Annotated in this window: 24 protein-coding genes and 2 tRNA genes; 8 read left to right on the top strand and 18 right to left on the bottom strand. The window is 72.1% G+C overall.

Annotated elements, in window-relative coordinates; genetic code table 11:
• The 4 genes from RYN42_RS05045 to RYN42_RS05030 form a co-directional block, all read right to left on the bottom strand.
• A partial coding sequence (locus tag RYN42_RS05045) for an FtsX-like permease family protein (protein ID WP_315094271.1) occupies positions 1 to 1,543 on the bottom strand: 1,543 nt, incomplete at its 3' end.
• Entirely contained in the window at positions 1,536 to 2,213 is a 678-nt protein-coding gene (locus RYN42_RS05040; RefSeq protein ID WP_315094269.1) for an ABC transporter ATP-binding protein, read from the bottom strand. The genes RYN42_RS05040 and RYN42_RS05045, both read right to left, overlap by 8 nt.
• Positions 2,210 to 3,097, bottom strand: coding sequence for an ABC transporter ATP-binding protein (locus RYN42_RS05035; RefSeq protein WP_315094267.1), 888 nt, complete (start codon positions 3,095 to 3,097; stop codon positions 2,210 to 2,212). Before RYN42_RS05035 ends, RYN42_RS05040 begins: the two co-directional genes overlap by 4 nt.
• Before the next feature lie 19 nt (positions 3,098 to 3,116).
• Positions 3,117 to 3,455 (bottom strand): TM2 domain-containing protein, encoded by a 339-nt coding sequence (locus RYN42_RS05030; RefSeq protein ID WP_315094266.1) that lies wholly within the window; start codon positions 3,453 to 3,455, stop codon positions 3,117 to 3,119.
• Positions 3,456 to 3,499: 44 nt separating this feature from the next.
• On the opposite strand from RYN42_RS05030, the gene RYN42_RS05025 reads away from it, so the two are divergent.
• The gene (locus RYN42_RS05025; protein WP_315094265.1) at positions 3,500 to 4,078 is read left to right on the top strand and encodes an HhH-GPD-type base excision DNA repair protein; all 579 of its coding nucleotides are present in this window, start codon (positions 3,500 to 3,502) and stop codon (positions 4,076 to 4,078) included.
• Here RYN42_RS05025 and RYN42_RS05020 read toward each other — a convergent pair.
• Together RYN42_RS05020 and RYN42_RS05015 are read right to left on the bottom strand one after the other, a co-directional pair.
• Positions 4,062 to 4,829 carry a coenzyme F420-0:L-glutamate ligase gene (locus RYN42_RS05020; RefSeq protein ID WP_315094263.1) on the bottom strand — a complete coding sequence of 256 codons (768 nt, stop codon included), beginning with the start codon at positions 4,827 to 4,829 and terminating at the stop codon, positions 4,062 to 4,064. The two genes, RYN42_RS05025 and RYN42_RS05020, sit on opposite strands and share 17 nt — an antisense overlap.
• Entirely contained in the window at positions 4,826 to 5,842 is a 1,017-nt protein-coding gene (locus RYN42_RS05015; protein ID WP_315094262.1) for a TIGR03557 family F420-dependent LLM class oxidoreductase, read from the bottom strand. Before RYN42_RS05015 ends, RYN42_RS05020 begins: the two co-directional genes overlap by 4 nt.
• A gap of 103 nt (positions 5,843 to 5,945) precedes the next feature.
• On the opposite strand from RYN42_RS05015, the gene valS reads away from it, so the two are divergent.
• Together valS and RYN42_RS05005 are read left to right on the top strand one after the other, a co-directional pair.
• Positions 5,946 to 8,570, top strand: coding sequence for a valine--tRNA ligase (gene valS, locus RYN42_RS05010; protein WP_315094260.1), 2,625 nt, complete (start codon positions 5,946 to 5,948; stop codon positions 8,568 to 8,570).
• A gap of 1 nt (position 8,571) precedes the next feature.
• Positions 8,572 to 10,377, top strand: coding sequence for an AMP-dependent synthetase/ligase (locus tag RYN42_RS05005; RefSeq protein WP_315094258.1), 1,806 nt, complete (start codon positions 8,572 to 8,574; stop codon positions 10,375 to 10,377).
• 142 nt (positions 10,378 to 10,519) lie between these two features.
• On the opposite strand, the gene RYN42_RS05000 is transcribed toward RYN42_RS05005, so the two are convergent.
• The 8 genes from RYN42_RS05000 to RYN42_RS04965 form a co-directional block, all read right to left on the bottom strand.
• Entirely contained in the window at positions 10,520 to 11,713 is a 1,194-nt protein-coding gene (locus tag RYN42_RS05000; protein ID WP_315094256.1) for a hypothetical protein, read from the bottom strand.
• A gap of 127 nt (positions 11,714 to 11,840) precedes the next feature.
• Positions 11,841 to 12,155, bottom strand: a complete 315-nt coding sequence (locus tag RYN42_RS04995) for a chorismate mutase (RefSeq protein WP_315094253.1) — start codon at positions 12,153 to 12,155, stop codon at positions 11,841 to 11,843.
• 31 nt (positions 12,156 to 12,186) lie between these two features.
• Positions 12,187 to 13,467, bottom strand: a complete 1,281-nt coding sequence (gene clpX / locus RYN42_RS04990) for an ATP-dependent Clp protease ATP-binding subunit ClpX (protein ID WP_315094251.1) — start codon at positions 13,465 to 13,467, stop codon at positions 12,187 to 12,189.
• 214 nt (positions 13,468 to 13,681) lie between these two features.
• Positions 13,682 to 14,383 carry an ATP-dependent Clp protease proteolytic subunit gene (locus tag RYN42_RS04985; RefSeq protein ID WP_315094249.1) on the bottom strand — a complete coding sequence of 234 codons (702 nt, stop codon included), beginning with the start codon at positions 14,381 to 14,383 and terminating at the stop codon, positions 13,682 to 13,684.
• A 47-nt stretch (positions 14,384 to 14,430) separates the two neighbouring features.
• Positions 14,431 to 15,048, bottom strand: coding sequence for an ATP-dependent Clp protease proteolytic subunit (locus RYN42_RS04980; RefSeq protein WP_315094248.1), 618 nt, complete (start codon positions 15,046 to 15,048; stop codon positions 14,431 to 14,433).
• Positions 15,049 to 15,250: 202 nt separating this feature from the next.
• Positions 15,251 to 16,663, bottom strand: coding sequence for a trigger factor (gene tig / locus RYN42_RS04975; RefSeq protein WP_315094247.1), 1,413 nt, complete (start codon positions 16,661 to 16,663; stop codon positions 15,251 to 15,253).
• A 180-nt stretch (positions 16,664 to 16,843) separates the two neighbouring features.
• Positions 16,844 to 18,133 carry a nucleotide disphospho-sugar-binding domain-containing protein gene (locus tag RYN42_RS04970; RefSeq protein ID WP_315094245.1) on the bottom strand — a complete coding sequence of 430 codons (1,290 nt, stop codon included), beginning with the start codon at positions 18,131 to 18,133 and terminating at the stop codon, positions 16,844 to 16,846.
• An 84-nt stretch (positions 18,134 to 18,217) separates the two neighbouring features.
• A tRNA-Pro gene (locus tag RYN42_RS04965) sits at positions 18,218 to 18,291 on the bottom strand.
• 106 nt (positions 18,292 to 18,397) lie between these two features.
• Here RYN42_RS04965 and RYN42_RS04960 point away from each other — a divergent pair.
• A tRNA-Gly gene (locus tag RYN42_RS04960) sits at positions 18,398 to 18,468 on the top strand.
• A gap of 16 nt (positions 18,469 to 18,484) precedes the next feature.
• Here the strand turns inward: RYN42_RS04960 and RYN42_RS04955 are convergent.
• Positions 18,485 to 19,459: a helix-turn-helix domain-containing protein gene (locus tag RYN42_RS04955; protein WP_315094243.1), complete on the bottom strand. Its 975-nt coding sequence runs from the start codon at positions 19,457 to 19,459 to the stop codon at positions 18,485 to 18,487.
• 242 nt (positions 19,460 to 19,701) lie between these two features.
• Between RYN42_RS04955 and RYN42_RS04950 the strand changes: the two genes are divergently transcribed.
• From RYN42_RS04950 to RYN42_RS04940, 3 genes are all read left to right on the top strand, one after another.
• Entirely contained in the window at positions 19,702 to 20,424 is a 723-nt protein-coding gene (locus tag RYN42_RS04950; protein WP_315094241.1) for an alpha/beta hydrolase, read from the top strand.
• Positions 20,425 to 20,667: 243 nt separating this feature from the next.
• Positions 20,668 to 20,958, top strand: a complete 291-nt coding sequence (locus tag RYN42_RS04945) for an alpha/beta hydrolase (protein WP_315094239.1) — start codon at positions 20,668 to 20,670, stop codon at positions 20,956 to 20,958.
• A gap of 14 nt (positions 20,959 to 20,972) precedes the next feature.
• Positions 20,973 to 21,785 (top strand): alpha/beta hydrolase, encoded by an 813-nt coding sequence (locus RYN42_RS04940; protein ID WP_315094237.1) that lies wholly within the window; start codon positions 20,973 to 20,975, stop codon positions 21,783 to 21,785.
• Positions 21,786 to 21,940: 155 nt separating this feature from the next.
• Here RYN42_RS04940 and RYN42_RS04935 read toward each other — a convergent pair whose 3' ends face one another.
• Complete coding sequence (locus RYN42_RS04935) at positions 21,941 to 22,750, bottom strand: S-methyl-5'-thioadenosine phosphorylase (RefSeq protein WP_315094235.1); 810 nt, start codon at positions 22,748 to 22,750, stop codon at positions 21,941 to 21,943.
• Positions 22,751 to 22,852: 102 nt separating this feature from the next.
• Here RYN42_RS04935 and RYN42_RS04930 point away from each other — a divergent pair, with 102 nt between their 5' ends.
• Positions 22,853 to 23,857 (top strand): NAD-dependent epimerase/dehydratase family protein, encoded by a 1,005-nt coding sequence (locus RYN42_RS04930; RefSeq protein WP_315094234.1) that lies wholly within the window; start codon positions 22,853 to 22,855, stop codon positions 23,855 to 23,857.
• A gap of 10 nt (positions 23,858 to 23,867) precedes the next feature.
• Here RYN42_RS04930 and RYN42_RS04925 read toward each other — a convergent pair whose 3' ends face one another.
• Together RYN42_RS04925 and RYN42_RS04920 are read right to left on the bottom strand one after the other, a co-directional pair.
• Positions 23,868 to 25,016 (bottom strand): HAMP domain-containing sensor histidine kinase, encoded by a 1,149-nt coding sequence (locus tag RYN42_RS04925; RefSeq protein WP_315094232.1) that lies wholly within the window; start codon positions 25,014 to 25,016, stop codon positions 23,868 to 23,870.
• The gene (locus tag RYN42_RS04920; protein ID WP_315094230.1) at positions 25,013 to 25,732 is read right to left on the bottom strand and encodes a response regulator transcription factor; all 720 of its coding nucleotides are present in this window, start codon (positions 25,730 to 25,732) and stop codon (positions 25,013 to 25,015) included. The genes RYN42_RS04925 and RYN42_RS04920 overlap by 4 nt, the downstream gene beginning before the upstream one ends.
• Between the last annotated feature and the right edge of the window lie 44 nt (positions 25,733 to 25,776).

Raw genomic sequence — 25,776 nt, 5'->3', positions numbered from 1 at the left:
CCTCGGCACCGCGCGCCAGCGGCGCGATGACTCGCAACGTCACCGCAGCCACGGCCACGAGCGCGAGCGTCGGCGCCAGCACGAGCGCCGGGTCAGGGGCCCCGGCCGCGTCGAACCGGTGGGCGCGGAGCTGGAGCACGCCGAGCACCGCCAGCGCCACGAGGAGGACGTCGACGCCCGAGCGTGCGACCCCGCCCGCGACGACGTGCCGCCCCGGGCGCGACGCGCTCCCGGCCCGGACCGCGAGCACGACACCCACCGCGGCGAGCGCGAGGGTGCCCGTCGCCACCCAGGCGCCAACCAGCAGCCAGCCCTCCGCGTCCGGCGCGGCCGGGCCGACACCGTCGACGCTCCAGGCGTCCGCGAGCGGCCCCACGCGCGTCACCAGCCGGTACCCGGCGACGGCGAGCGGCACCGCGACCGCCACGGCGACCACCGACAGCACGAGCCCCTCCGCGATCGCCACCCCGGCCAGCTGCGCACGGCTCGCGCCGCGGTCGGCCAGGAGCGCCGTGTCCGCCCTGCGCCGTGTCGCCAGGAGGCGCGCGAGCAGGGCGATCGCCGCTCCCGCCAGGGTCGCGACGAGCAGCACCGTCGTGAGGACGAGGGCCGCGGTGACGGCGAGCTGGCCGCGCGCGTCGGCGACGAAGGCCGGCAGGCGGGAGGCGACGGTCACCGAGCTCAGCTGGTCACCGACCTCGCGATCCAGGGCGGCACCCAGCCGCGCGACGCGGTCGGCTGCCGCGGTCACGTCGTCCACGGGCGCGGTGAGGTCGGCGTCGGCCTCGATGCTGATCCGCCCCACCGGTGCGTCGGCCGCCAGCAACGTCCCTGGCGCGACCATGAGGGGGCCGTACAGGGGCAGCCACCCGGAGTCGACGTCGGCGGCCGCCCCACGCAGACGGTCGCGGTCCCACGCCCCCGAGGAATCCGGCTCGACCAGTCCCACGACGACGAGCGACGTGTCTGCTCCAGGACCGGCCGCCCGGAGCGCGACGAGGTCACCGACACCGAGACCGAGCAGCCCGGCCGTAGCGGACGGCAGCACGACCTCGGTCGCGCCGCCCTGCGGCACCGCGTCCGCGGCCGGCCATTGCCCGGCGACGATCGTCGCGTGCTGCTGCACCGTGTCGGCGTCGAGCAGGTAGGCCAGCCGGACCGGGTCGCCGGACAGGTGCGCCGGTGGCGTCGAGACCCACACCGACTCCGCGACGTCCACCGGGCCGATCGCCGTGCGCAGCCCGCGCAGCAGGCGGTCGACCATCGCGCGCGACCTCGGCGGGTCGTCCTGCGCCGCACCGTCCGTCCGGGCCGTCACGGTGACCAGGTCGGCGCGTCCTGCGGCACCCGCTGCGGCGGTCCCGTCGGCTGCCGCCGCCGCCGCGTGCAGCGCTGCCCGGCGACCGACGTCCACGAGCAGCACCCCGGTCCCCACCGCGGCCCCGCTGAGCACCATGACCACCAGCACCGCCACGAGCAGCTGCCACTGGGCCACCGCCCGGCGGACCACGGGACCAGCCGGGAAGCCGCGGCGCTCAGCCATCGGTGAGACGGCCGTCGACGATCCGCACGACGCGGTCCGCGAGCGCGATCATCACCGGGTCGTGCGTGGCCACCACAGCGGCCATGCCCTCCGCCTCGACGACACCGCGGATGAGGGCCATCACGGCCAGGCCGGTGTCGGTGTCCAGCTGGCCCGTCGGCTCGTCCGCCACGAGCAGGCGCGGCGAGGCCGCGAGCGCGCGGGCGATCGCCACGCGCTGCATCTGCCCGCCGGACATCTCGTCGGGGCGCTGCTCCGCGTGCCCGCCCAGACCCACCAGGTCGAGCAGCAGCCGCACCCGGCGCTCACGGTCCGCGACCGGCAGCCGCCGCAGCCGCAGCGGCAGGCCCACGTTCTCCGCGGCGGTGAGGTCGGCCAGCAGCCCGAACGTCTGGAACACGAACGCCACGGAGTGCTGCCGCAGCGCGTCGAGGCCGTCGTCGTCGAGCGCGGTGACGTCCACGCCCTGGACCAGCACCTGGCCGGCGTCCGGGCGGTCGAGCCCACCCACGATGTTGAGCAGGGTCGTCTTGCCCGACCCGGAGCGGCCGACCAGCGCGACCATCTCGCCCGGCGCCACCTCGAACGACACGTCACGCAGCGCGTGGACCGCGGTGTGGCCGGTGCCGTAGGTGCGGCGGACCCCTCGCACCGTCAGCGCGGCACTCACGGGCCGACCCCGTCGGGCAGCAGCGAGACGCGGTCGGCCTCGAGCGCGAGCCGCACGCGGCGGGTCAGCGCGAGGGCCTCCCGGTACTCGCGGGGCACCTGGACGCGCCCGGCGCGGTCCATGACCGCGTACTCCTGCGCGATCACGCGCGACTCACCGTCCTCCGCGACCTCGGTGCGGCGCAGCACCTCGGTGCTGGTCCGGCCGTCCCGGACCGCGACGGTGCGCTCCACCTGGTCGCTCACGGCCGGGTCGTGCGTCACCACGACGACCGTCACCCCGGCCTCGCGCTGCGCGAGCCGCAGGGTGTCGAACACCTCCTGCGCCGTCGCGGAGTCGAGCTCGCCCGTCGGCTCGTCGGCCAGCAGCAGGCGAGGGCCGTTGGCCAGTGCCACCGCGATCGCCGTGCGCTGCTGCTCGCCGCCGGACATCTGCCAGGGCAGCCGATCAGCGCAGTGGCCGACCCCTACCGTCTCCAGCAGCTCGTCGGCCCGGGCGCGACGAGCCCGCGGGCCGCTCCCGGCCAGCGCCAGGGGCAGCTCGACGTTCCCCCGCGCGGTGAGGTACTGCACGAGGTTGCGGGCCGTCTGCTGCCGGACGAACCCGACCACGTCACGCCGGTAGGTCAGCCGCTGCGCACGCGTCAGTGCGGTGAGGTCCCACCCCGCCACCCGCACGGTGCCGGCCGTGGGCAGGTCCGCGCCCGCGAGCACCGCCAGCAGCGTCGACTTGCCCGCCCCCGACGGGCCGACGACGGCGATCATCTCCCCCGCGCCCACCACCAGGTCCAGACCCTGCAGCGCCTGCACCTCGACGGAACCGTGCTGATGGATGCGCACCAGCGACTCGCACTCGACCAGGGGTCGGGCGTCCGGCGTCGTCACGCGCACCCGTGGGGACCCGTCACCGCAGCTTGAGCCCGCGGGAGTCGGTGCTGTCCGTGGCGATCAGGAGCACGCCGTCGATGAACGTCCACACCGCGACACCGAAGATGAGTACGAACCCGATGAGCAGGAAGGCGGTGACCCAGCCGACGACGGTGAGGATGAGCTGCGTCAGGGCGATGCTGGTGTGCCCGGTGTAGAAGCGCCCGACACCCAGCGTCCCGAGGAAGATCTGCAGCAGCCCAGCGACCAGCTTCTGCTTGTCCGACAGCGGCTGCCCGGTGAACGGATCCCGGCCGTAGGGGGCTCCCGCATCCTGCACCGGATAGCCGTACGGGCCGGGTGGGTACATCGACATGGCGCGACCCTATCGGCACGCCACCGACGCGAGAGGATGAACCCATGACCCTCTGGCTCACCGGCGACCCGACCGCCGACCAGCTCCTCACCGACGACCCGTTCGCCCTGCTCGTCGGCATGCTCCTGGACCAGCAGGTCACCATGGAGTCCGCCTTCGCAGGTCCCGCCAAGATCGCGGCGCGCATGGGCGGCCTCGACGTGCACCGCATCGCCGAGGCCGACCCCGAGACGTTCGCGGCACTGTGCGCCACGCCTCCGGCGGTCCACCGCTACCCGGGGTCGATGGCCGGCCGGATCCAGGCGGTGGCCGGCGCGGTCGCGCGCGACTACGACGGGGACGTCACGCGGCTGTGGACCGACAGCGACCCGGACGGACAGACCGTGCTCAAGCGGCTCAAGGCGCTGCCGGGGTTCGGCGACCAGAAGGCAAGGATCTTCCTGGCGCTGCTCGGCAAGCAGCGCGGCGTGCGGCCGGCGGGCTGGGCCGAGGCCGCCGGCGCCTACGGGGAGCCGGGGTCGCGGCGGTCGATCGCGGACGTGACGGACCCGGTCTCACTCAGCGAGGTGCGCGCCACCAAGCAGGCGGCCAAGGCGGCCGCGAAGGCTACTGCTGGCCCCTGAGGGCGTCCTTCCAGCCCTGCGAGTACGCCTCGGCGCTGCCCTGCTGGAACATGTCCTCGTCGCCGAGCCGGACCAGCACCCGCGCGCCCGGCCCGTCCTCGTCGGTCACCAGGTGCCCGAGGCCGCGGACCACGGCCAGCGGTCGCCCCGCGGCCTTGCCCTTGACCAGCTCGCCGGCCGACGCGATCTCGTCGGCCACCGCGGCCTGCGTCATGACCAGCGGGCGGCCGAACGAGTCCACCTGACCGCGCAGGTCGTCGAGCACGACGAGGCCGGCGGCGCCGATCGCGATGTCGGTGACCCCCTGCCGCCACGGCCGGCCGGCGGTGTCGGTGACGACGACGCCGACGCGGACCCCGAAGGCCGCCGACAGCCCGGCCCGGATGCGCCGCGCGGACGCGTCCGGGTCCAGCGGCAGCAGGAGCACGGTGCCCTCGGGCGTGTTCGACGCGTCCACACCGGCGGCGGCCATGACGAGCCCGAGCCGGTTCTCCACGATCCGGGTGACGCCCGAGGCGTGCTCGCGGGTGGCGACGACGCGCACGGTCTCGTCGGTGATCGCCTGCTCGCGGTCGTCGGCCGAGACCACACGGCCCTCGGCCTTGGACACGACCTTCGACGTGAGCACGAGGACGTCGCCGTCGACGGGCGGATCGTGACGGAGCAGCTCCGCCAGCAGGGCGACCAGGTCGTCGCCGGGAGCGATCTCCGGCAGGCCGTCAGGCGCCCAGACCTCGAGGCGCGAGCTCATCGCACCAGCTGGGGCAGCACGTCCGCCCCGAACGTCTCGATCCACTCGCGCTGGTTGCGCCCCACGTTGTGCAGGTAGATGCGGTCGAACCCGAGGTCCACGTACTTCTGGATCTCCGCTCGGTGCACGTCCGGGTCCGCCGAGATGACCATCCGGCCCTCGAAGTCCTCCGGGCGCACCAGCTTGGCCATCTGCTCGAAGTCGAACGGCGAGCGGATGTCCGCCTTCGGGAACTTCATGCCGCCGTTGGGCCACTCGTGCATCGCGTGCGCCAGGGCCAGCTCGTCGGTCTCCGCCCAGGACAGGTGCAGCTGGAGCACCTTCGGCATCGCGTCCGGGTCCTTGCCGGCCTCGCGGGCACCCTCGGCGAACTTGCCGAACAGGCCGGAGATCTTCTCCAGCGGCGCGCCGACCGTGATGAGGCCGTCGGCGTTCTTGCCCGCACGCTTGGCGGTGACCGGCCCGGCCGTCGCGACGAGGATCTCGGGGGCGACCTCGGGCATCGTCCACAGTCGCGTGGACTCCAGCTTGTAGAACGGGCCGGCGTGCTTGACGTCCTTGCCCGCCAGCGACGCCGCGAACAGCTTCTTGATGATCTCGATGGCCTCGAACATGCGGTTGATCCGCTCGGGCGCCTCGGGCCAGTAGCCGGCGACGATGTGCTCGTTGAGCGCCTCGCCGGAGCCCAGGCCCAGCCAGTGCCGCCCGGGGTACATCGCGGCCAGCGTCGCCGACGCCTGCGCCACCATCGCGGGGTGCCACCGGAACGTCGGGGCGGTCACGCCGGGGCCGATGTCGCCGGTCGTGCGCTCCCCGAGCGCGGTCAGCACGTTCCAGACGAACGCCGCCTGCCCCTGCGCCGGGACCCACGGCTGGTAGTGGTCGGCCGCCATCACCCCGGAGAACCCGTGGGCCTCCGCGTGGACCGACAGCGCGACCGCCTCGGTCGGGTGGAATTGCTCGAGCATCGCCGCGTACCCGACCGTGAGGCCGTCCGCCGTGACCGTTGCCATCCATCGCTCCTTCGTGGAACCTCGTCGTCGATCACCCTAACCGCGGGACCGGGCCGGATGATCCCGGGCCAGGCAACGCCGCCGATCTGGGAAGATGTCGCCCATGAGCTCCGACGCCCTCACCCCGCCCGACGCACCCACCCGCCTCACGGGCACGCGTCAGGTACCGGACCGGGTCTCGCTCGACGGCGTCGAGGCCCGCTGGGACGAGGCGTGGACCGCCCAGGACCTGTACGCGTTCGACCGCACGGCCACCCGCGAGCAGGTCTACTCGATCGACACGCCGCCGCCCACGGTGTCCGGCTCCCTGCACGTCGGACACGTGTTCTCGTACACGCACACCGACGTCGTCGCCCGGTTCCAGCGGATGCGCGGTCGCGAGGTGTTCTACCCGATGGGCTGGGACGACAACGGCCTGCCCACCGAGCGCCGCGTGCAGAACTACTACGGCGTCCGCTGCGACCCGTCGCTGCCGTACGACCCGCAGTTCACTCCCCCGTTCGAGGGCGGCGAGGGCAAGTCCGGTCCGCAGCTGCCGATCAGCCGCAAGAACTTCGTCGAGCTGTGCGAGCGCCTGACGGTCGAGGACGAGCGCCTGTTCGAGGCGCTCTGGCGCCGGCTCGGCCTGTCCGTGGACTGGTCGCGGACCTACCAGACGGTGTCCGCCGAGTCCCGCGCGGTCGCGCAGCAGGCGTTCCTGCGCAACCTGGCGCGCGGCGAGGCGTACCAGGCCGAGGCGCCCGGGCTGTGGGACGTGACGTTCCAGACCGCGGTCGCGCAGGCCGAGCTCGAGGCCCGCGACTACCCGGGCGCGTTCCACCGGGTGGCGTTCCACGCCGCGGACGGACCGGTCGTCATCGAGACCACCCGGCCGGAGCTGCTGCCCGCCTGCGTCGCGCTGATCGCGCACCCCGACGACGAGCGCTACCAGCACCTGTTCGGCACCACCGTCCGCTCGCCGCTGTTCGACGTTCAGATCCCGGTCCTGGCGCACTCCCTCGCCGAGCCCGACAAGGGCGCCGGCATCGCGATGTGCTGCACGTTCGGTGACCTCACGGACGTGACCTGGTGGCGCGAGCTGCAGCTGCCGACGCGCTCGGTGGTGGGCCGCGACGGACGCATCCTGCGCGAGACCCCGGACTGGCTGGCATCCGATGCCGCCCGCACCCGCTACGAGGAGCTGGCCGGCAAGACCACCTTCTCCGCGCGCGAGGCGGTCGTCGCCGGTCTGCGCGAGACGGGCGACCTGGACGGCGAGCCGGTGAAGACCGAGCGGAAGGCCAACTTCTACGAGAAGGGCGACAAGCCCCTCGAGATCGTCACCAGCCGCCAGTGGTACATCCGCAACGGCGGTCGCGACGAGGCCCTGCGCGACGTGCTGCTCGCCCGCGGCACCGAGCTGGGGTTTAACCCCGACTTCATGAAGGTCCGCTACGAGAACTGGGTCAGCGGCCTGAACGGCGACTGGCTCGTGTCGCGCCAGCGGTTCTTCGGCGTGCCGTTCCCCGTCTGGTACCCGCTGGACCAGGACGGTGAGCCGCAGCACGACGAGCCGCTGCTGCCCACGGAGGACCAGCTGCCGATCGACCCGTCGTCCGACGTGCCGGCCGGCTACACGGCCGAGCAGCGCGGGGTACCCGGTGGATTCGTCGCCGACCCCGACATCATGGACACCTGGGCCACCAGCTCACTGACGCCGCAGATCGTCGGCGGCTGGCGCACGGACCCTGACCTGTTCAGCCGGGTGTTCCCCATGGACCTGCGCCCCCAGGGCCAGGACATCATCCGCACCTGGCTGTTCTCCACGGTGGTCCGCTCCCACCTGGAGCACGGCAGCCTGCCCTGGTCGTCGGCGGCGATCAGCGGCTGGATCCTGGACCCGGACCGCAAGAAGATGTCCAAGTCCAAGGGCAACGTTGTCACCCCCATGGGTCTGCTCGAGGAGCACGGGTCCGACGCCGTCCGCTACTGGGCCGCCTCGGCGCGGCTCGGCACCGACGCGGCGTTCGAGGTCGGCCAGATGAAGATCGGCCGCCGACTGGCCATCAAGGTGCTCAACGCGTCGAAGTTCGCGCTCTCGTTCGGCGGCGACGAGCCGCTCACCCTCGACCCCGCGCTGGTCACCGCCCCGATCGACCGCGCGATGCTGGCCGGGCTGGCGGACGTCGTCGACAAGGCCACCCGCGCTCTCGACGCGTACGACCACACCCGGGCGCTGGAGCTGACCGAGACGTTCTTCTGGACGTTCTGCGACGACTACCTCGAGCTGGTCAAGGACCGGGCGTACGGCGAGCCGTCCGCCCAGACCGACTCGGCCCGCACCGCCCTGGCGATCGCCCTCGACGTGCTGCTGCGCCTGTTCGCACCGGTGCTGCCGTTCGCCACGGAGGAGGTCTGGTCGTGGTGGCGCGAGGGCTCGGTGCACCGCGCGCCGTGGCCGTCCGCGGACCCGCTGCGCACGGACGCAGACCCGACGATCGTCGGAGCCGCCGGCTCCGCCCTCGCGGCGCTGCGCAAGGTCAAGTCCGAGGCCAAGGTGTCCATGCGCACCGAGATCTCGGCGGTCGAGCTCGCGGTGCCCGCGGCGTTGCGCGCGGGTGTCGAGGTGGCGCTCGACGACGTGCGCGCGGCCGGTCGGGTCACGGGCACCCTCACCCTGGTGGACGCGGACGGCGAGGCGTGCCTCGCGCGCGACGCCGTCCTGCTGCCGCCCGAGCCGAAGGCCTGACGTGCGCGAGTCCCGGTCCGAGTCCCTGGTCGAGCTGTTGCCGACCGACAGCATCCCCGGCATGCTCGCCGAACGGCTGGCGAAGGACCCGGACGGAGTCTTCGCGGAGCGGGTGGTCGACGGCTCGTGGGTGCCGGTGACGGTGACCGAGTTCGTCGCGGAGGTCACCGCGGTGGCGAAGGGCCTGGTGGGCCGCGGCGTCGAGCCCGGTGACCGCGTCGCGATCATGTCCCGCACGCGCTACGAGTGGACCGTGCTCGACTTCGCCTGCTGGGCGGCGGGTGCGCTGGGCGTGCCCGTCTACGAGACGTCGTCGGCCGAGCAGGTCCGCTGGATCATGGCCGACGCCGGCGTCCGTCTCGCGCTCGTCGAGACCGAGAAGCACGCCGCCGTCGTCGCGCAGGTCCGTGACGACCTGCCCGGTCTGCGGGAGGTCCTGGTCATCGACGAGGGCGCCGTGGCCCAGCTGGTCGAGGCGGGCGCGGGCGTGGCCGACGAGGAGGTCCGACGGCGCAGCGCGCTGGCGCAGGCCGACAGCCTCGCGACCGTCATCTACACGTCGGGCACGACCGGCCGACCCAAGGGCGTCGAGCTCACGCACGGGAACTTCGTCGCGATCACGCGCAACGGTGTGGCGGGCCTGGGTGACGTCGTCGCGATGCCGCACTCGCGCACCCTGCTGTTCATGCCGCTCGCGCACGTGTTCGCGCGGTTCATCCAGGTGCTCTGCGTGCCCTCGGGCGCCGTCCTGGGCCACACGCCGGACGCCAAGAACCTCATCGCCGACCTCGGGGCCTTCAAGCCGACGTTCATCCTGGCGGTGCCGCGGGTCTTCGAGAAGGTCTACAACTCGGCCGAGCAGAAGGCCGGCTCGGGGACGAAGCTGAAGCTCTTCCGCTGGGCGGCCAAGGCAGCCGAGGACTACTCGCGCTCCCTGGAGACCGGGGGCCCCGGCCCTCGCCTGCGCGCCCGCCACGCCCTCGCCGGCCGGCTCGTGCACGCGAAGCTCCGTGCGGCGCTGGGCGGTCACGCCGAGTTCGCGATCTCCGGCGGTGCGCCTCTGGGCGAGCGGCTCGGCCACTTCTACCGGGGCATCGGTGTCGAGGTGCTCGAGGGGTACGGCCTGACCGAGACGACGGCGGCCACCGCGGTCAGCCGTCCGGGCGTGACCACCATCGGCACCGTGGGGCCCGCGTACCCCGGCACGGCCGTCCGGGTCGACGACGAGGGCCAGATCTTCGTCTCCGGCCCGCACGTGTTCCGCGGCTACCGGCACGATCCGGAGGCGACGGCCGAGGCGCTGGTCGACGGGTGGTTCCGCACCGGGGACCTCGGCACCATCGACGACGACGGGTGCCTGCGGATCACGGGGCGGACCAAGGAGATCATCGTCACCGCCGGCGGCAAGAACGTCGCTCCTGCCGTGCTCGAGGACCGCCTGCGCGGCCACCCGCTGGTCAGCCAGGTGGTCGTGGTCGGCGACCAGCGCCCGTTCATCGGCGCCCTGGTCACGCTCGACGCCGACATGCTGCCGGGCTGGCTGTCCAACCACGGCCTGCCCGCCATGTCGGTCGACGACGCCGCGACACACCCCGCCGTGCTGGAGGCCCTCGACCGCGCCGCCGAGCGCGCCAACGAGGCGGTCTCCCGCGCGGAGTCCATCCGCAAGCTCCGCGTCCTGACCACCGACTTCACCGAGGACAACGGCTACCTCACCCCGTCGATGAAGGTCAAGCGCGCCCTGGTCCACAAGGACTTCGCGGCGGACATCGACACCCTCTACACGGACACCCGCACCACCGACTGACCCGCATCCCGTCTCTCCCCACCCGCGACGTCCGAGCGGATGAAGGTCGTGACCTCCTTCTGCTCGGACGCAGGCCTGGCGTGCACCGCAACGTCCGAGCGGATGCAGGTCCAGGCCCGCAGCCGCTCGGACGTTGCGGGTTCTAGACGACCGTGCGGAGGCGGGCCTGGTCGGCGGACTGGGTGGGGACCGCCTCGCTCGGGGTCGAGTCGTCGGACCAGCGCAGCACCGCGCCGATGCCGTCCACCAGATCGACGGTGCCGTCCGGCGCGAGCGTGAGCCCGGCGTCCTGACCGAGCGCCGCCCGGACGAGCGCCACGTTCGCCTCCATCTCACGGGCGTCGCTCACGCCGATGGCCTCGAGGTCCGCCCGGCTCACCGCAAGCTGCAGCGGCTCCGGCCCGACCCACAGGGTGCGGTCCGCCAGACCGGCCGACTGGCCGTCGACCTGGAGCACCAGCTCGGCCACCTGACCCCGGCGCAGGACCTCGATGACGTCGTCGAGGGCGGTCACCGCGCCGTCGCCGCGGCCCTGCGCCTCACGGAACCGGTCCAGGACGGCCGCCCGTCGCCGGTTGCGGAACGCCTCGAGCGTCTCGGCGACCCGTGTCTCGAACGCGCCCTGGTTGACGCCCTGCCCGCGCGACCCGCCCGGCACCTCCACGGTGATCTCGCGCGCGTGCTGCCCGAGCTCCTCGCACACCAGGGTGACCGCGCGCACGTCGCCGGTGACGATGACCAGGTCGGGTCCGCGCTCCGCCACCCGCTTGTCCAGCACCGCGGCGACCGCCTCGGCGTTGCGCTCCCACGAGTCCTCGGCCCGCGTCTGGCTGCGCCGGTCCAACCCACCCCCGCGCGTCTTGTGCACGTCGTCGTGCCCGCCCTCGACGGCCTCGGTCTCCGCACCGCCCAGGGTGCGCACGGTGCCCCCCGCCGCCCAGGTGAGGTCCGCGCCGTTGCGGTCCACCTCGACCAGCAGGTACGTCACGGTCTCGTCGGCGGCGCGCACGGCCGGCAGGAGCGCGGGTGCCGGTCCGAAGACGGCGTGCGAGTGAGCCGGCGGCTCGGACAGCACGCGGTCCACGACCACACCCTGGGCGTCGGCCACCACGACGCGTCCGTGGGGGCCCCGCACACCGGTCGGGACCGAGACCGCGTCGCCGACCTGGTCCAGGATGCCGGCCGGTGCGCCGTCGCGCTCCAGAGAGCGCCGCACGGCCCTCCAGCGGTCAGCCGCATCGGCGTCACCGGTCGCACCGTTGCGCGTCGCGTCGAGGTAGACGGTCGTGAACGGTGCCGGGCGTCCGAGAAGCGGCTTGAGCCAGTGCAGATCCATGGGCAGGTACCTCCGGGTGTCGATCGTCCCCCCGCACCCGCGCCTGCGTGATCCGCCCCCGCGCGGCTTGCCGGAGCTGACCCCTCCTACCCTCCGCCCCCGGAGGGCCGCGCGCCACCCCGATCGGTCAGGCGCCTCGGGCGTGGTCCTCCGCGATCGCCTCGTGGTGGCGGATGACCTCGTCGACGATGAACGCGAGGAACTTCTCCGCGAACACCGGATCCAGCTCCGCGGTGCGCGCGAGCTCGCGCAGGCGCCCGACCTGCTGGGCCTCCCGCGCCGGGTCCGACGGCGGCAGGCCTGCGGTCGCCTTGAGCACCCCCACCTGCTGCGTGGCCTTGAACCGCTCCGCCAGCAGGTACACCAGCGCCGCGTCGATGTTGTCGATGCTCCCGCGCAGACGGGCCAGCTCAGCAGGAATCGGGGTCGGCAGGTCGCTCACGGGGGCGATCCTAGGCCGGATCGCCCGACGGTCAGGCGCTCTTCTCGCGCGGCGTGCGCTTCTCCTGCTCGGTGTCCCGCGGGATGAGCGTCGGGTTGACGTTCTCGAGGACGACCTCGCGGGTGATGACCACGCGGCCCACGTCGTCGCGGCTGGGGACCTCGAACATGACCTGCTGGAGGACCTCCTCCATGATGGCCCGCAGACCGCGCGCACCGGTGCCGCGCAGGAGGGCCTGGTCCGCGATGGAGGCGACCGCCTCCTCGTCGAACTCGAGCTCCACGCCGTCGATCTGGAACATGCGCTGGTACTGCTTGACCAGCGCGTTCTTGGGCTCTGTGAGGATGCGCACCAGCGCGTCCTGGTCGAGGCGGGAGACCGCGGCGACCACGGGGAGCCGGCCGATGAACTCGGGGATCAGGCCGTACTTCTGCAGGTCCTCGGGGCGGACCTCCGCGAACAGGTCGCCCTCGTCCACCGAGTCCAGGAGCGGTGCGCCGAAGCCGACGACACGCTTGCGCGCCCGGGCGGCGATGATGTCGTCCAGCCCGGAGAACGCGCCCGCCACGATGAACAGGACGTTCGTCGTGTCGATCTGGATGAACTCCTGGTGCGGGTGCTTGCGCCCGCCCTGCGGCGGGACCGAGGCGCTGGTGCCCTCGATGATCTTCAGCAGCGCCTGCTGGACGCCCTCGCCCGAGACGTCGCGCGTGATCGACGGGTTCTCGCTCTTGCGGGCGATCTTGTCGATCTCGTCGATGTAGATGATGCCCGACTCGGCCTTCTTGACGTCGTAGTCGGCGGCCTGGATGAGCTTGAGCAGGATGTTCTCGACGTCCTCGCCCACGTAGCCGGCCTCCGTGAGGGCCGTGGCGTCCGCGATGGCGAAGGGGACGTTCAGCATGCGGGCCAGCGTCTGGGCGAGGTAGGTCTTGCCCGTGCCCGTGGGGCCGACGAGCAGGATGTTCGACTTCGCGATCTCGATGTGGTCGTCCGTCGTGGACGTGCGCGCCTCACCGGCCTGGACGCGCTTGTAGTGGTTGTACACCGCCACCGACAGCGCCCGCTTGGCGGACTCCTGACCGATGATGTACTGCTCGAGGAACTCGAAGATCTCCTTCGGCTTCGGCAGGTCGACCAGACCGACCTCGGTGGCCTCCGCCAGCTCTTCCTCGATGATCTCGTTGCACAGCTCGATGCACTCGTCGCAGATGTAGACGCCCGGGCCCGCGATCAGTTTCTTGACCTGCTTCTGCGACTTCCCGCAGAACGAGCACTTGAGGAGATCGGCCCCGTCCCCGATACGAGCCACGTCGATCCCCTTCCTCGTGTCGCCCTCCGCCCGTCGGGCGGTGCGTCGTACGTGCGTCACCCCGCAGGGCGCGCGTCCTCCCCCATTGCACACCACCGGGGCCGGGATGTCAGCCGAACACACGGCACGCGTCAGCACCGGATGTCACTGGCGTCACCCGCCCGCCCCGCAGCGAAGCCGGGTCCGCACGGCGCGGACCCGGCTTCCCTGGGCGCTACTTGGTCTGGACCGTCGTCGGGATGACGCCCTTGCGGCTGGCCAGCACCTGGTCCACGATCCCGTACTCCAGGGCGGCCTGGGCGGTGAGGATCTTGTCCCGCTCGATGTCCTTGCGGACCAGCTCGATGTCCCGCCCCGTGTGATGCGCGATGGTGAGCTCGAGCCACTCGCGCATCCGGATCAGCTCGTTGGCGTGGATCTCGATGTCGGACGCCTGCGCGTAGCCGCCACCCTCCATCGCCGGCTGGTGGATGAGCACCCGCGCGTTGGGCAGCGCCAGGCGCTTGCCGGGCGAACCGGCCGCGAGCAGCACCGCCGCGGCCGAGGCGGCCTGCCCGAGGCAGACCGTCTGGATGTGCGGCTTGATGTACTGCATCGTGTCGTAGATCGCCGTGAGGGCCGTGAACGAGCCGCCGGGCGAGTTGATGTACAGGATGATGTCGCGGTCCGGGTCGGTGCTCTCCAGCACCAGCAGCTGGGCCATGACGTCATCGGCCGAGGCGTCGTCCACCTGCACGCCGAGGAAGATGATGCGGTCCTCGAACAGCTTGGTGTACGGGTCCTGGCGCTTGAAGCCGTAGGCCGTGCGCTCCTCGAACTGCGGCAGCACGTACCGGGCGGCCGGCGAGGTCGGCGCGAGGCCACCCGGTCCGGCCAGCATCCCGGCGCGCGCCATGAACTGGGACTCCATGCTCATGAGCTTCTCCTCAAGATTTCAGTGGGTCGACGGTCGCGGGCCGGACGTCAGGCCGTGCCGCCGCCTCCGGCGACCGAGTCGGCCTTGGTGACGACCTTGTCCACGAAGCCGTACTCGAGGGCCTCGGGGGCGGTGAACCAGCGGTCACGGTCGGCGTCGGCGTTGATCTGGTCGACGCTCTTGCCCGTCTGGGCCGCGGTGAGCTCGGCGAGCACGTTCTTCATGTGGAGGATCAGCTGGGCGTTGATCCGCACGTCGGTGGCGGTGCCCCCGATGCCGCCCGAGGGCTGGTGCATCATCACGCGGGCGTGCGGGAGGGCGTAGCGCTTGCCCTGCGCGCCCGACGAGAGCAGGAACTGGCCCATCGAGGCGGCCATGCCCATCGCGATCGTCGCGACGTCCGGCTGGATGTACTGCATGGTGTCGTAGATCGCCATGCCCGCGGTGATCGAGCCACCCGGCGAGTTGATGTACAGCCAGATGTCCTTGTCCGGGTCCTCCGCCGCCAGCAGCATCATCTGCGCGCAGATGGCGTTGGCGTTCTCGTCGCGCACCTCGGAGCCGAGCCAGATGATGCGCTCGCGGAGCAGTCGGTTGTAGATGGAGTCATTGAGGCCGAAGGCCGGGCCGTCCGCCCTGGCCATCATCGGCACTAGCTCGTTCACGAAGGCTCCCTCATCTGACGGTGACGTCTGTCCAGCACCGCGCGGTCCTCCCCTGTCGGGGACCCGTGCGATGCAGTGACCCTAACGCGCGGTCGCACCGGTCCATGGCCCCGCAACGAGCGTTTTCGCTGACGGCAGAGCCCACGCGCCGGCACGCAGAAGGCCCCGCACCGACCGGGGTGCGGGGCCTTCGGGTGGTACGTCAGGCCTTGGCGTCCTCGGCGGGCTCGGCGTCGTCGAACACGTCGAACGCCGAGATGTCGGACGCGGCGTCGGACGGGGCCGAGCCGGACTCAGCAGCCTCCGCTGCGTCCGCTGCGTCCTCGGCGTCGGAGCCGATGAACTCGGAGAGGTCGACGGCCTTGCCGGAGGCGTCGGTGACGGCGACGCGACGCAGCGCGACGGCGAGCGCCTTCGAGCGGGCGACCTCGGCGACCATCGTCGGGATCTGGCCCTGCTGGTCGATGGTCTGGATGAACGTGTTCGGGTCCATGCCGTACTGGCGCGACGCGTTCACCAGGTAGTCGAGCAGCTCGTTCTGGCCGACCTTGATCTCCAGCTGCTCGGCGAGCGTGTCCAGCAGGATCTGGTTGCGCAGGGCCGTGGTGGCCTGCTCGCCGACCTCGGCACGGTGCTCGTCGTCCTCGAGCCGGCCCTCGCCCTCGAGGTGGCGGTGCACCTCGGCCTCGACGACGCCCGACGGGACGGGGATCTCGGTGGCGGCGAGCAGCTGCTCGAGCAGCAGGTCGCGGGCCTGGACGGCCTGGTTCGACGCCTTGATGCTGGACGCCTGCGTGCGCAGGTCCGCCGTGAGCTCCTCGAGCGTGTCGAACTCGCTGGCCAGCTGGGCGAAGTCGTCGTCGGCGTCGGGGAGCTGGCGCTCCTTGACCGTCGTGGCGGTGACGTTGACCTGCGCGGTCTCGCCGGCGTGGTCGCCGCCCGCGAGGGCCGTCTCGAACGTGGTCGCCTCGCCGGCCGACAGGCCCGTGAGCGCCTCGTCGAGACCCTCGAGCATGTTGCCCGAGCCGATCTGGTAGCTGACGCCGGACACGTTGTCGACCGGCTCGTCGCCGATGGTCGCGGTGAGGTCGATGACCACGAAGTCACCCTCGGCGGCGGGGCGGTCGACGCCGACCAGCGTGCCGAAGCGCTCGCGCAGGGCGTCCAGGCGGGCGGCCACGTCCTCGTCGGAGACCTCGACGTCGTCGACCGTGACGGCGATGCCGTCGAGCGCCGGGACGGTGATCTCGGGGCGGACCTCGACCTCGGCGGTGAAGTGCAGCTCACCCTCCTCGCCCGCAGGCGCGGCGGTCAGGCCGGGGACCTTGGTGACCTCGACCTCGGGCTGACCCAGCGGGCGCAGCTTGTTCTCGCGGACGGCCTCGGCGTAGAAGCCGGACAGGCCCTCGTTGATCGCGTGCTCCAGGACGGCGGGGCGGCCGATGCGCTGGTCGATGATGCGCGGCGGGACCTTGCCCTTGCGGAAGCCGGGGACGACGACGTCCTGAGCGATGTGCTCGTACGCGTGCTCGATGCTCGGCTTGAGCTCGTCGTAGGTCACCTCGACGGTCAGCTTGACCTTGGTGGGCTCCAGGGTCTCGACGGCGCTCTTCACTTCGATGGTCTCCAACTGATCGGGGCGGGCGCCGGCGACTCCGGCGATCTCCGGTGCTTGCGGGCCGCGCGCCGTCGCACGCCCGAGAAGCAGGCCGACGACCGCACGCTGGCGACCCTCGACCTTACGCCACCGCGGGCGGCGGTCCCAAGCCGGGCGGATGTGGGACCGCCCACTGCGTCACCGGCCCAGGCCGGCGACCTCGGTGATCACCGACACGGCCCGGCCCACGCCGTCGTGCTCCGCGTACTCGGCTGCGAGCTCCCCCGCGCGCCGTGCGAACGACGGGTTGTCGAGCAACCGGCGCACGCCGTGCCGGACCGCCTCCGAGGTGGTCGCGTCGGTGACCCTGTCGGTCGGGAGCGCCAGGCCGACGCCGGACCACGTGACCCGCGCGCCCACCTCGGCCTTGTCCTCGGTCCGGCCGGCGACGAGCACGGGCACCCCCGAGGCGAGCGCCTGCTGGACGCCGCCGAACCCGCCGTTGGTGATCATCACGTCCACCATCGGCAGGAGCCGGTCGAACGGGACGAACGGCGTCGCGCGCACGTTCTCCGGGTACCCCGCAGGCTCGGTCGTCGCGACGACGAGCACGTCCTCGTCCGCGAGGGCCTCGATCGCCGGCCAGATCAGCCGCTCCGGGTCGGTGGCGACGGTCCCCTGCGTGACCAGGACGACCGGGCGACCCGTGCGCCGAGCCTCGACCACGTCGTCCCACCACACGGGCGGCTCGAAGCGGTCGACGCCCGCGGGCAGGAACGGCCCGACGAGCTCGACGTTCTCAGGCAGGTCGCTGCGCGGGTACTCGAACCCCGGCACGGACGTGTGCAGCACGCGGGTGGCCGACGTCTGCACCCAGTCGAGGAAGAACCCCTCGGGCACCGGCTGGCCGGCATCGGTGACCACGCGCTCCGCCGCCTTCTGCGCCTCCCGGAACAGCACCCGCTCGATGAACCAGCCGAGCACGGCGTACCGCAGGCCGTCGAGTCCCGTGCGCGGAGGCTGCAGGCCGAGCCCGAACGGCGCGGTGTCCTTGCTCGAGATCGCCAGGGGCGACACCGAGAACAGGACCGAGGGCAGCCGGTGGCGACGAGCCGTGATGGCGCCGGCCACGAACCCGTTGTCCGTGACCAGGACGTCCGGCCGCTCTGCCGCGACGATCTCGTCCAGGTCGGCCAGGAAGCCCGGGACCGTGCCGACGAAGTGGTGCAGCACGTCCCACTGGAGTCGCTTGATGCCGGGGGCGGGCGCGCCGTGGGCATGCGACCAGGCGTCGAGCTCGGCGTCGTCGAGGTCGCGACCCTGCACGATCGGGGCGTGCTTGGCGCCGGTCGCCAGCACGCCCTCGGCGAACTTGGTGCCGGCGTACACGACCACCTCATGGCCCTCGGCGACGAGGGCACGGGCCAGCGGCAGCGCAGGGCGCACGTGACCGGTGACGGGGGTGAGGGCGAACAGGATCCTGCTCATGGTGGGGATCTCCCAGGGATGTCGGGGAAACAGACCCTGGACAAGACCCTGGGCGATTCGACCTGATACATCCCACTCGCACGGTCGGGATGGCGGGATTCGAACCCACGACCTTCCGCTCCCAAAGCGGACGCGCTACCAACCTGCGCCACATCCCGGCGCACCTCACTGGCCCCGGGAGGCCGACGAGGTGCACGTTGCGCCCCCACGCACCCGGTACCCTGGGTGCCGCGGTCCGGGCTGTGCATGAGCAGCCGGACCTGTGCGGACGTAGCTCAATGGTAGAGCCCCAGTCTTCCAAACTGGCTACGCGGGTTCGATTCCCGTCGTCCGCTCCCATGCACGGTGCGGTCAGGCGTCGGCTGACTCCGAGAGCGCGATGCGGCGCCACTCTCGCGGGGTGAGCCCGTAGGTCGCCTTGAACCGACGCGTGAAGTGCGCCGGGTCGCGGAATCCCCAGCGGCGAGCGATCGAAGAGACGGGGACCATCAGGTTCGAGGCTTGAGCCAGGTCGTCGTGCGCGCCGACCAGACGTCGGCCGATGATCCACTGTTCCAGGCTGAAATCTGCCGCGGCGCACACCCTGAACAGGTGCCGCTGGGAGATGTTGTGCGCCCGCGCGATCGTGCCGGGAGTCAGGTCCGCTTCACGCAGGTGCTGCTGAACGTACGCACGAACCTGGACCAGCAGCGTCGCCGCTATCGTGCTCCGTTCGAACGTGACGTCGTGCGCGGCGGACGCCAGCAGAGCACGCAAGAGGTCGACCGAGGCGCTGGCCACCCCTGTGGCGGCCGGATCGGCGGCGACCGCGTCGGTGTTGTGCGCCAGGCCGAGCAGGTGCCGTTGAAACAGGCCGTAGAGCGGGCTGGTTCGAAGCTGGCGCGAGGCGGTGCGGACGACATGGGCCGGCAGCCCGACCTGGTCCGCAGTCACCGAGATGCAGAAGGCCGATCCCATTCCCCGCCACGCGTAGTCGTACGGCTTCGTCAGGTCGACGCAGATCAGACCGCCGATACCCGCGCGAACGTCCGGGTCGGCGTCGTCGTAGTTGATCAACGACTGACCGGCCTCCTGGACGGCGATGGCGACCCGGCCGTCCGGGTCCGCCCGCAGGTGGCGGGTCTCGCGCGTCATCCGCATCCCGGAGGCCTCGTTGCGCCACACGTCCAGGCTGCCCAGCCGCCACGCCTCGATACGCGTGAAGACACGCTCCGGGTTGTCGTCGTAGCGGACCTCGCACGGAGCGGTGGTGCCCTCCAGAACCGCCGAGATCGCCGGCAGACGATCTGTCGGCGCGACGGTCCGAGTGTCCAGCAGCACCACCATGCCGCCCCGCCCCTTTCCGTCTTCACAGGCCCCACGGAAGAGCGATCCGAGGGCATCCTCGCGCGTTCCGGGAGGCAGATGCACCCCCTCACTTGTCTCTGACTGCCCACAGCAGGTCTCACACCGACCTGAGCCGGGCAGACGACAGCCGCGTCACCAGCATGGACACGTCGGAGTCCGCAGCCAGATCCGGGCCGACGCAACGCTCCGTCGGCTCCGCCCCTACCGCCCAGGGAGCACTCATGTCGCAGCACCCGCTCGCGATCGTGCTCGTCCACGGCGCATTCGCCGATGCCGGAAGCTGGGCTCCCACCACCGAGCTCCTCATCGAGGCCGGCACCAAGGTCACCGCGATCGCGAACCCGTTGCGGGGACTGCACGGCGACGCCACCTACGTCGCCAGCGTGATCAACCAGATCCCCGGCCCGGTGTTGGCCGTCGGCCACTCGTACGGCGGCGCCGTGATCACCAATGCGTGCGCCTCGACACCCAACGTCGTCGGCCTCGTGTACATCGCAGCATTCGCACCCGACGAAGGCGAGAGGCTCGTCGACCGCATCCGCGGTTCGGTCGACAGCGTGCTGACCACCGCGCTCGTCCAGACCCAGTACCCCGTGGGACCTGGCGACGCGACAGCCGACGAGGTGGTGATCGACCCGGCACGTTTCCATGCCGTCTTCGCCGCCGACCTGCCCCCGTTCCAGTCCGACGTGTTCGGCCAGTCGCAACGCCCGGTCGCGGTCGGGTCCTTCACCGAGGAGACCGGAACACCCGCGTGGCAGAGCCTCCCCGTCTGGGCAGCGGTCGCCACCGCCGACACCACCGCGGGCAGCGACCTCGTCCTGTCCATGGCCGAACGCGCCGGCGCGACCATCACGGAGATCGACGGATCCCACGCCATCGCGATCTCCCAGCCGGAGGCCGTCGCCGAGGTGATCCTCAGCGCCTATCGAGCACTGAGCTGACGCGGGTCGCAACCGCGGAGCCGACCACGACGCACATCCAGGAGGTGCTCATGCCCTACGCCATCGCCGAGGACGGCGCGCAGATCTTCTACAAGGACTGGGGGAACAGCGGCACGCCGGTGATCCTCAGCCACGGGTGGCCACTGAACGCGGACGCCTGGGACGCCGCCGCCCTGTTCCTCGCCGAGCACGGGCAACCACGACGTCTCCCAAGGCGTCCGGGACGCGTTCTGGCTCCAGTCGATGGCCAGCGGCCACCGCGGGGCCTACGAGTGCATTGCCGCGTTCTCGGCCACCGACTTCCGACCCGACCTGGAGAAGGTCGACGTCCCGACCCTCGTGATCCACGGCTCCGACGACCAGATCGTGCCCTTCGACGTCGGCGGCAAGCGATCCGCCGCGGCCATCGGCGGCGCGACCTTGACCGTGTACGAGGGCGGCGCCCACGGCCTGCCCGAGACGGCCCGTGACCGCCTGCACGCCGATCTGCTCACCTTCATCGACGCAGTGAACTCCGACGCAGTGAACTCCTGAGAGAGGACCGAACCATGACCACCATCGTTCTCGTGCACGGCCTGTGGATGACCCCGCGCAGCTGGCGCGGCTGGAAGGACCGCTTCGAGGCAGCCGGTCACACCGTGCTCGTGCCCGGCTACCCCGGCTTCGAGATCGAGGTCGAAGCCCTGCGCGAGAACCTCGACCTGATCGCGAACCTGACGGTGCCGGAGACGGTCGACCACATCGCCGCGCAGATCGAGGCTCTGCCCGAGCCGCCGATCATCATGGGCCACTCGTTCGGTGGCACGCTGACGCAGCTGCTGCTCGCCCGGGGCCTCGGAGCGGCCGGAGTCGTCCTCGACTCCGCCCCGACCGAGGGCGTGCACGTGAGCCCGCCGTCGCAGATCAAGTCGCTGTTCCCGGCGCTGAAGAACCCGGCCAACTTCCACCGGGCCGTCGGGTTCACGCCCGAAGAGTTCCACTACGCGTTCGCCAACACCCTCTCGCGCGAGGAGTCCGACGCGGTCTGGCAGGAGTTCGCCATCCCCGCCCCGGGCAACTGGGTGTGGGCCTACGGCCTGATCGCGAACTTCAAGCCCGGCAAGCAGGAGACGTGGGTGGACTACGACGCCGACCGCGCTCCGCTGCTGTTCATCGGCGGCGAGAAGGACCACATCATGCCGCCGTCGGTGAACAGGTCGAACGCCAAGCACTACTCCAAGTCCCCCGCCGTCACCGAGTACCACGAGTTCCCCGGCCGCTCGCACTGGATCTGCGCCGAGCCGGGCTGGGAGGAAGTCGCCGACCACGCCCTGGACTGGGCGCTCGCGCACGCCCGCACGAGTTCCGTGCCGTCGACCTAGACCGCGATCAACCGCTGCCGGCCCCCGATTCGAGGAGCAGCACATGCGCGTGACACGAATCGGGGGCCGACAGTGCTCGTCGGACCATTGACCTCGTACTGGTCAGCCACGACCACCACGCCGACAATCGACCGCCGCCCACGTCAGCACGCCAGTCACGGAAGTGCGAAGGGCAGGGTCAATCCGTCGAGGGTATGCCGGCACGTGCACTCGTCCTCGTGCGGCAGTGCATCGACGAGCTGCTGGAGAAGCATCCGCAGCCGGTCGACGCTGCGCGCGAACTCCGCCAGGACCGCCTGGTGCGACACAGCATCGGACGCCTCGATCCCGGCGTCGGCGTCGGTCACGACGGCGAGGCTGGTGTAGCAGAGGGCCAGCTCGCGGGCGAGTGCCGCCTCGGGCATGCCGGTCATCCCGACGACATCCCCACCGGCCGCGGCGTTCCTGCGTGACTCGGCACGCGTGGAGAAGCGAGGGCCCTGGATCACGACCATCGTGCCGCCGTCGACCACCGGCATGACGGGATCGGGTAGTGCGGCGACCGCGCGGCGACCTTGGGCACAGTAGGGGTCCGCGAGCCCGACGTGCACGACCGTCCCGACGTCGTCGTAGAACGTGGACGCCCGTCCCCAGGTGGCGTCGACCACCTGGTCCGGCACGACGAGCGTGCCGGGCGCGAGGTCGGGACGCAGGGCGCCCACCGCCGAGGGCGCCAGGATGCGGCGCACCCCGAGTGCGCGCATCGCCCACAGGTTGGCCCGGTAGTTCACGCGGTGCGGGGGGAACCGGTGGTCCGCACCGTGACGCGGGAGAAACACGACCTGACGGGTCCCGAGCCGGCCGACCAGCGGCGGGTCGCTGGGGTACCCGAACGGTGTGCTCACCGGCACCCGCTCCGCGTCGTCGAGGAGGCTGTAGAGGCCGGAGCCTCCGATGATGCCGACGGGCGACGCGCTGCTTGCCATGCGATCGACCGTAGCGGGTGGCCCATCGTGGCGGCTGGCCCCGCCCGATCCGTCAGCCTCCCGTCATGCACCGGGTCTCGGAGCCCGGGGCATGCTGGGCGGGTGCGCATCCTCGTCACCGGCGGAGCCGGGTTCATCGGCCGACCCACGGTCGCGCGGCTCGTGGCGGACGGCCATGACGTCACGGTCGTCGATCTGGTGCGCGCCGACGGGGGGTTGTCGGGGGCGCGCCTGGTGGTGGGCGACGTGCGGGACGAGGACACGCTCGCACCGGCCGTCACCGGTGCGGACGTCGTCGTGCACCTCGCGGCGAAGGTGGGCCTCGGTGTCGACGTCGACGACATCGTCGACTACGTCTCCTCCAACGACCTCGGCACGGCCACCGTCCTGCGCGCGACGCACCGTGCCGACGTCGGTCGCGTCGTGTTCGCCAGCTCGATGGTGGTGTACGGAGAGGGCGCCTACGACTGCCCGGAGCACGGCCGCGTCGCTCCGGGGCCCCGTCGACTGTCGGACCTCGAGGCGGGCGTCTTCGATCCCCGCTGCCCGCGGTGCGACGCCGTGCTGGTTCCCGCGGTGGTGACCGAGGATGCACCGCTCGATCCGCGCAACGTCTATGCCGCGACGAAGGTGCACGGGGAGCACCTGCTCCGCGCCTGGGCCAGGGAGATGTCCGGTGGCGCGTTCGCGCTCCGGTTCCACAACGTCTACGGCCCCGGGATGCCCCGCGACACGCCGTACGCCGGGGTGGCCTCCCTGTTCCGGTCGGCGCTCGCCGCGGGCCGGGCGCCGCGCGTGTTCGAGGACGGCGCCCAGCGCCGGGACTTCGTGCACGTGGACGACGTCGCTCGGGCCGTCGTCGCGGCCACGACGGCGGACGCCGGTCCCGGGCTCGTCATCCCGCTCAACGTCGGCTCCGGTGCCGTGACGACCGTCGGAGGACTGGCGGAGGCGCTGGCGGAGACCCTCGACGGCCCTGCTCCGGTCGTCACCGGAGAGTTCCGGATCGGTGACGTCAGGCACGTGACCGCCTCGTCGGACCAGGCCGCGCAGGTGCTGGGCTGGTCGGCGCAGATCGGTCTCCGCGCCGGTCTGCCGACCTGCTGACCGGCTGCACTCAGTCCTGGAGCACTGCGGCGCTCGTCGGTCCCGGAGCCGGGAGGCGGACCTCGAACAAGCACCCTGCGTCGGTGGGCTCTACGTCGACCCGGCCACCGTGCGCCGCGACGACGGTCCCGACGATGGCCAGCCCGAGCCCGGTCGACCCCGTCTCCCGGCGCCGTGCTCCATGGGCGCCACCGCCCTGGAACCCCTCCTCGAACACGTGCGCGCGCTCCTCGTCCGGGATGCCCCCGCACGTGTCCTCCACGGCGACGCGCACCTGCCCGTCGTGCCGGTAGCCGGCGACGCGCACGGTGCCGCCCCGCCCGCTGCTCCGCACGGCATTGCCGACGAGGTTGTCGAGGACCCGGGCGAGCTCGTCGGGGATCCCCACGACCTCGAGCCCGGGCTGGACGTCGACGATCAGGGAGACGTCCTGGGCCTTTGCCGCGGGTGCCGAGTGGGCGAGCACGTCGGTCAGGACCGTGCTCAGCTCGACGGTCTGCGGTGGCCGGGAGGGTGCCGGCCCGTCGGGGCGCGACAGGTCGGTGAGGTCGTCGATCATCCGCCCCATCCGCTCCACGGCGGCCCCGATGCCGAGGTAGGCGGTGTCGGTGTCCGTGATCACGCCGTCCTTCAGCCCGTCGATCGTCGCGCCGACGCCGGACAGCGGTGACTTCAGGTCGTGGCTGACGAAGGCCACGACCTGTCTGCGAGCGGACTCCAGGGCGCGTTCCCGCTCCCGCGAGGCCTCGAGGCGCACCCGAGTTCTCGCCAGCTCGGACGACAGCTCCGCGAGCTCGGCCGTCACAGGGGATGTCGCCGGCAGCCCCGGCTCTGCCGCGAGACCGCGCGCCTGGGCGCCGACCGCCCGGACGTCGGCCAGGACGAAGCGCCCGAGCAGGACCGCCAGCACGACCGCGGGCAGTGAGGAGAGCCCCAGGACCAGTCGCGCGACCGCCGCGTCGTGCTCCGAGAGGAACATCGCCCCGACGTTCACCCAGATCGCCAGCGCGACGACGGCGACCGGGACGACAGCCGTCACCACCATCGCTGCGACGAGGGACACGCGGCGCACCCGGTTGACGACGAGCGCGCCGACGACCCCGACACCGACCGCGCAGAGTGCGGTCATCCCGGCGATGAACCAGAGGTCGCGGCTCATCGCGACGCCTGGGCGAGCGACGCCGTCAGCTCGTCGGCCGTGCCGAGCCGGTAGCCCGTTCCCCGCACGGTCGTGAGCAGGATCGGCTCGGACGGGTCGGGCTCGAACTTCCGGCGGAGTCGTCGGACGTGCACCACGACGGTCGAGTCGTCGCCGAAGTCCCAGCCCCAGACCCGACGCAGCAGCTCACGCGTGCCGAACGTCGACCCTGGGTGCTGAGCGAGGAAGAGCAGCAGGTCGAACTCGCGCGGTGCCAGCACCTGCTCCGCCCCGGCCAACGACGCCGAACGGGTGGAGGGCTCCAGCGTCAGCGGCCCGACGGTGACCGATCGCAGTCCGTCCCCCGGATGGATGTCACCGCGGCGCAGGAGCGCGTGCACGCGCAGGACGAGCTCGCGCGGGCTGAACGGCTTGGTGAGGTAGTCGTCGGCACCGAACTCGAGTCCGATGATCCGGTCGTCCACGCTGCCAAGACCCGAGAGCAGGACCACCGGGGTCCGGTCGGCGTCGGACCGCATCCGGCGCAGCAGGTCGAGCCCCGAGGCTCCGGGAAGCCGCACGTCGAGCACGACGGCGTCGGGCCGGGTCTCCCGCCAGAGGCGCTCGCCCTCGCGCGCGTCGCCTGCCACGCTGGCCCGGACGCCGTCTGCCTCCAGGTACGCGGCCACGCTGCGCGCCACGAGCTCCTCGTCGTCGACCACCAGCACACTGGGCATGGTTGCCACGCTAGTCCGCGGCCCGACGTGCGACGGACGAGAAC

The sequence above is a fragment of the uncultured Cellulomonas sp. genome, from assembly GCF_963527515.1.
GTDB lineage: Bacteria > Actinomycetota > Actinomycetes > Actinomycetales > Cellulomonadaceae > Cellulomonas.
Note: the sequence above shows the minus strand (reverse complement) of the source record. Positions and strands in the feature narration are given on the sequence as shown.

Bases quoted from the DNA above. Each gene is read 5' to 3' on its own strand.
- RYN42_RS04940 (WP_315094237.1), top strand. From the start codon at position 20,973: ATGACCACCATCGTTCTCGTGCACGGCCTGTGGATGACCCCGCGCAGC.
- RYN42_RS04935 (WP_315094235.1), bottom strand. From the start codon at position 22,750: ATGGCAAGCAGCGCGTCGCCCGTCGGCATCATCGGAGGCTCCGGCCTC.
- RYN42_RS05020 (WP_315094263.1), bottom strand. From the start codon at position 4,829: ATGAGCTCGCGCCTCGAGGTCTGGGCGCCTGACGGCCTGCCGGAGATC.
- RYN42_RS04950 (WP_315094241.1), top strand. From the start codon at position 19,702: ATGTCGCAGCACCCGCTCGCGATCGTGCTCGTCCACGGCGCATTCGCC.
- valS (WP_315094260.1), top strand. From the start codon at position 5,946: ATGAGCTCCGACGCCCTCACCCCGCCCGACGCACCCACCCGCCTCACG.
- RYN42_RS04945 (WP_315094239.1), top strand. From the start codon at position 20,668: ATGGCCAGCGGCCACCGCGGGGCCTACGAGTGCATTGCCGCGTTCTCG.
- RYN42_RS04955 (WP_315094243.1), bottom strand. From the start codon at position 19,459: ATGGTGGTGCTGCTGGACACTCGGACCGTCGCGCCGACAGATCGTCTG.
- RYN42_RS04985 (WP_315094249.1), bottom strand. From the start codon at position 14,383: ATGAGCATGGAGTCCCAGTTCATGGCGCGCGCCGGGATGCTGGCCGGA.
- RYN42_RS05025 (WP_315094265.1), top strand. From the start codon at position 3,500: ATGACCCTCTGGCTCACCGGCGACCCGACCGCCGACCAGCTCCTCACC.
- RYN42_RS05030 (WP_315094266.1), bottom strand. From the start codon at position 3,455: ATGTCGATGTACCCACCCGGCCCGTACGGCTATCCGGTGCAGGATGCG.
- RYN42_RS05000 (WP_315094256.1), bottom strand. From the start codon at position 11,713: ATGGATCTGCACTGGCTCAAGCCGCTTCTCGGACGCCCGGCACCGTTC.
- RYN42_RS04920 (WP_315094230.1), bottom strand. From the start codon at position 25,732: ATGCCCAGTGTGCTGGTGGTCGACGACGAGGAGCTCGTGGCGCGCAGC.
- RYN42_RS04925 (WP_315094232.1), bottom strand. From the start codon at position 25,016: ATGAGCCGCGACCTCTGGTTCATCGCCGGGATGACCGCACTCTGCGCG.
- RYN42_RS04970 (WP_315094245.1), bottom strand. From the start codon at position 18,133: ATGAGCAGGATCCTGTTCGCCCTCACCCCCGTCACCGGTCACGTGCGC.
- RYN42_RS05015 (WP_315094262.1), bottom strand. From the start codon at position 5,842: ATGGCAACGGTCACGGCGGACGGCCTCACGGTCGGGTACGCGGCGATG.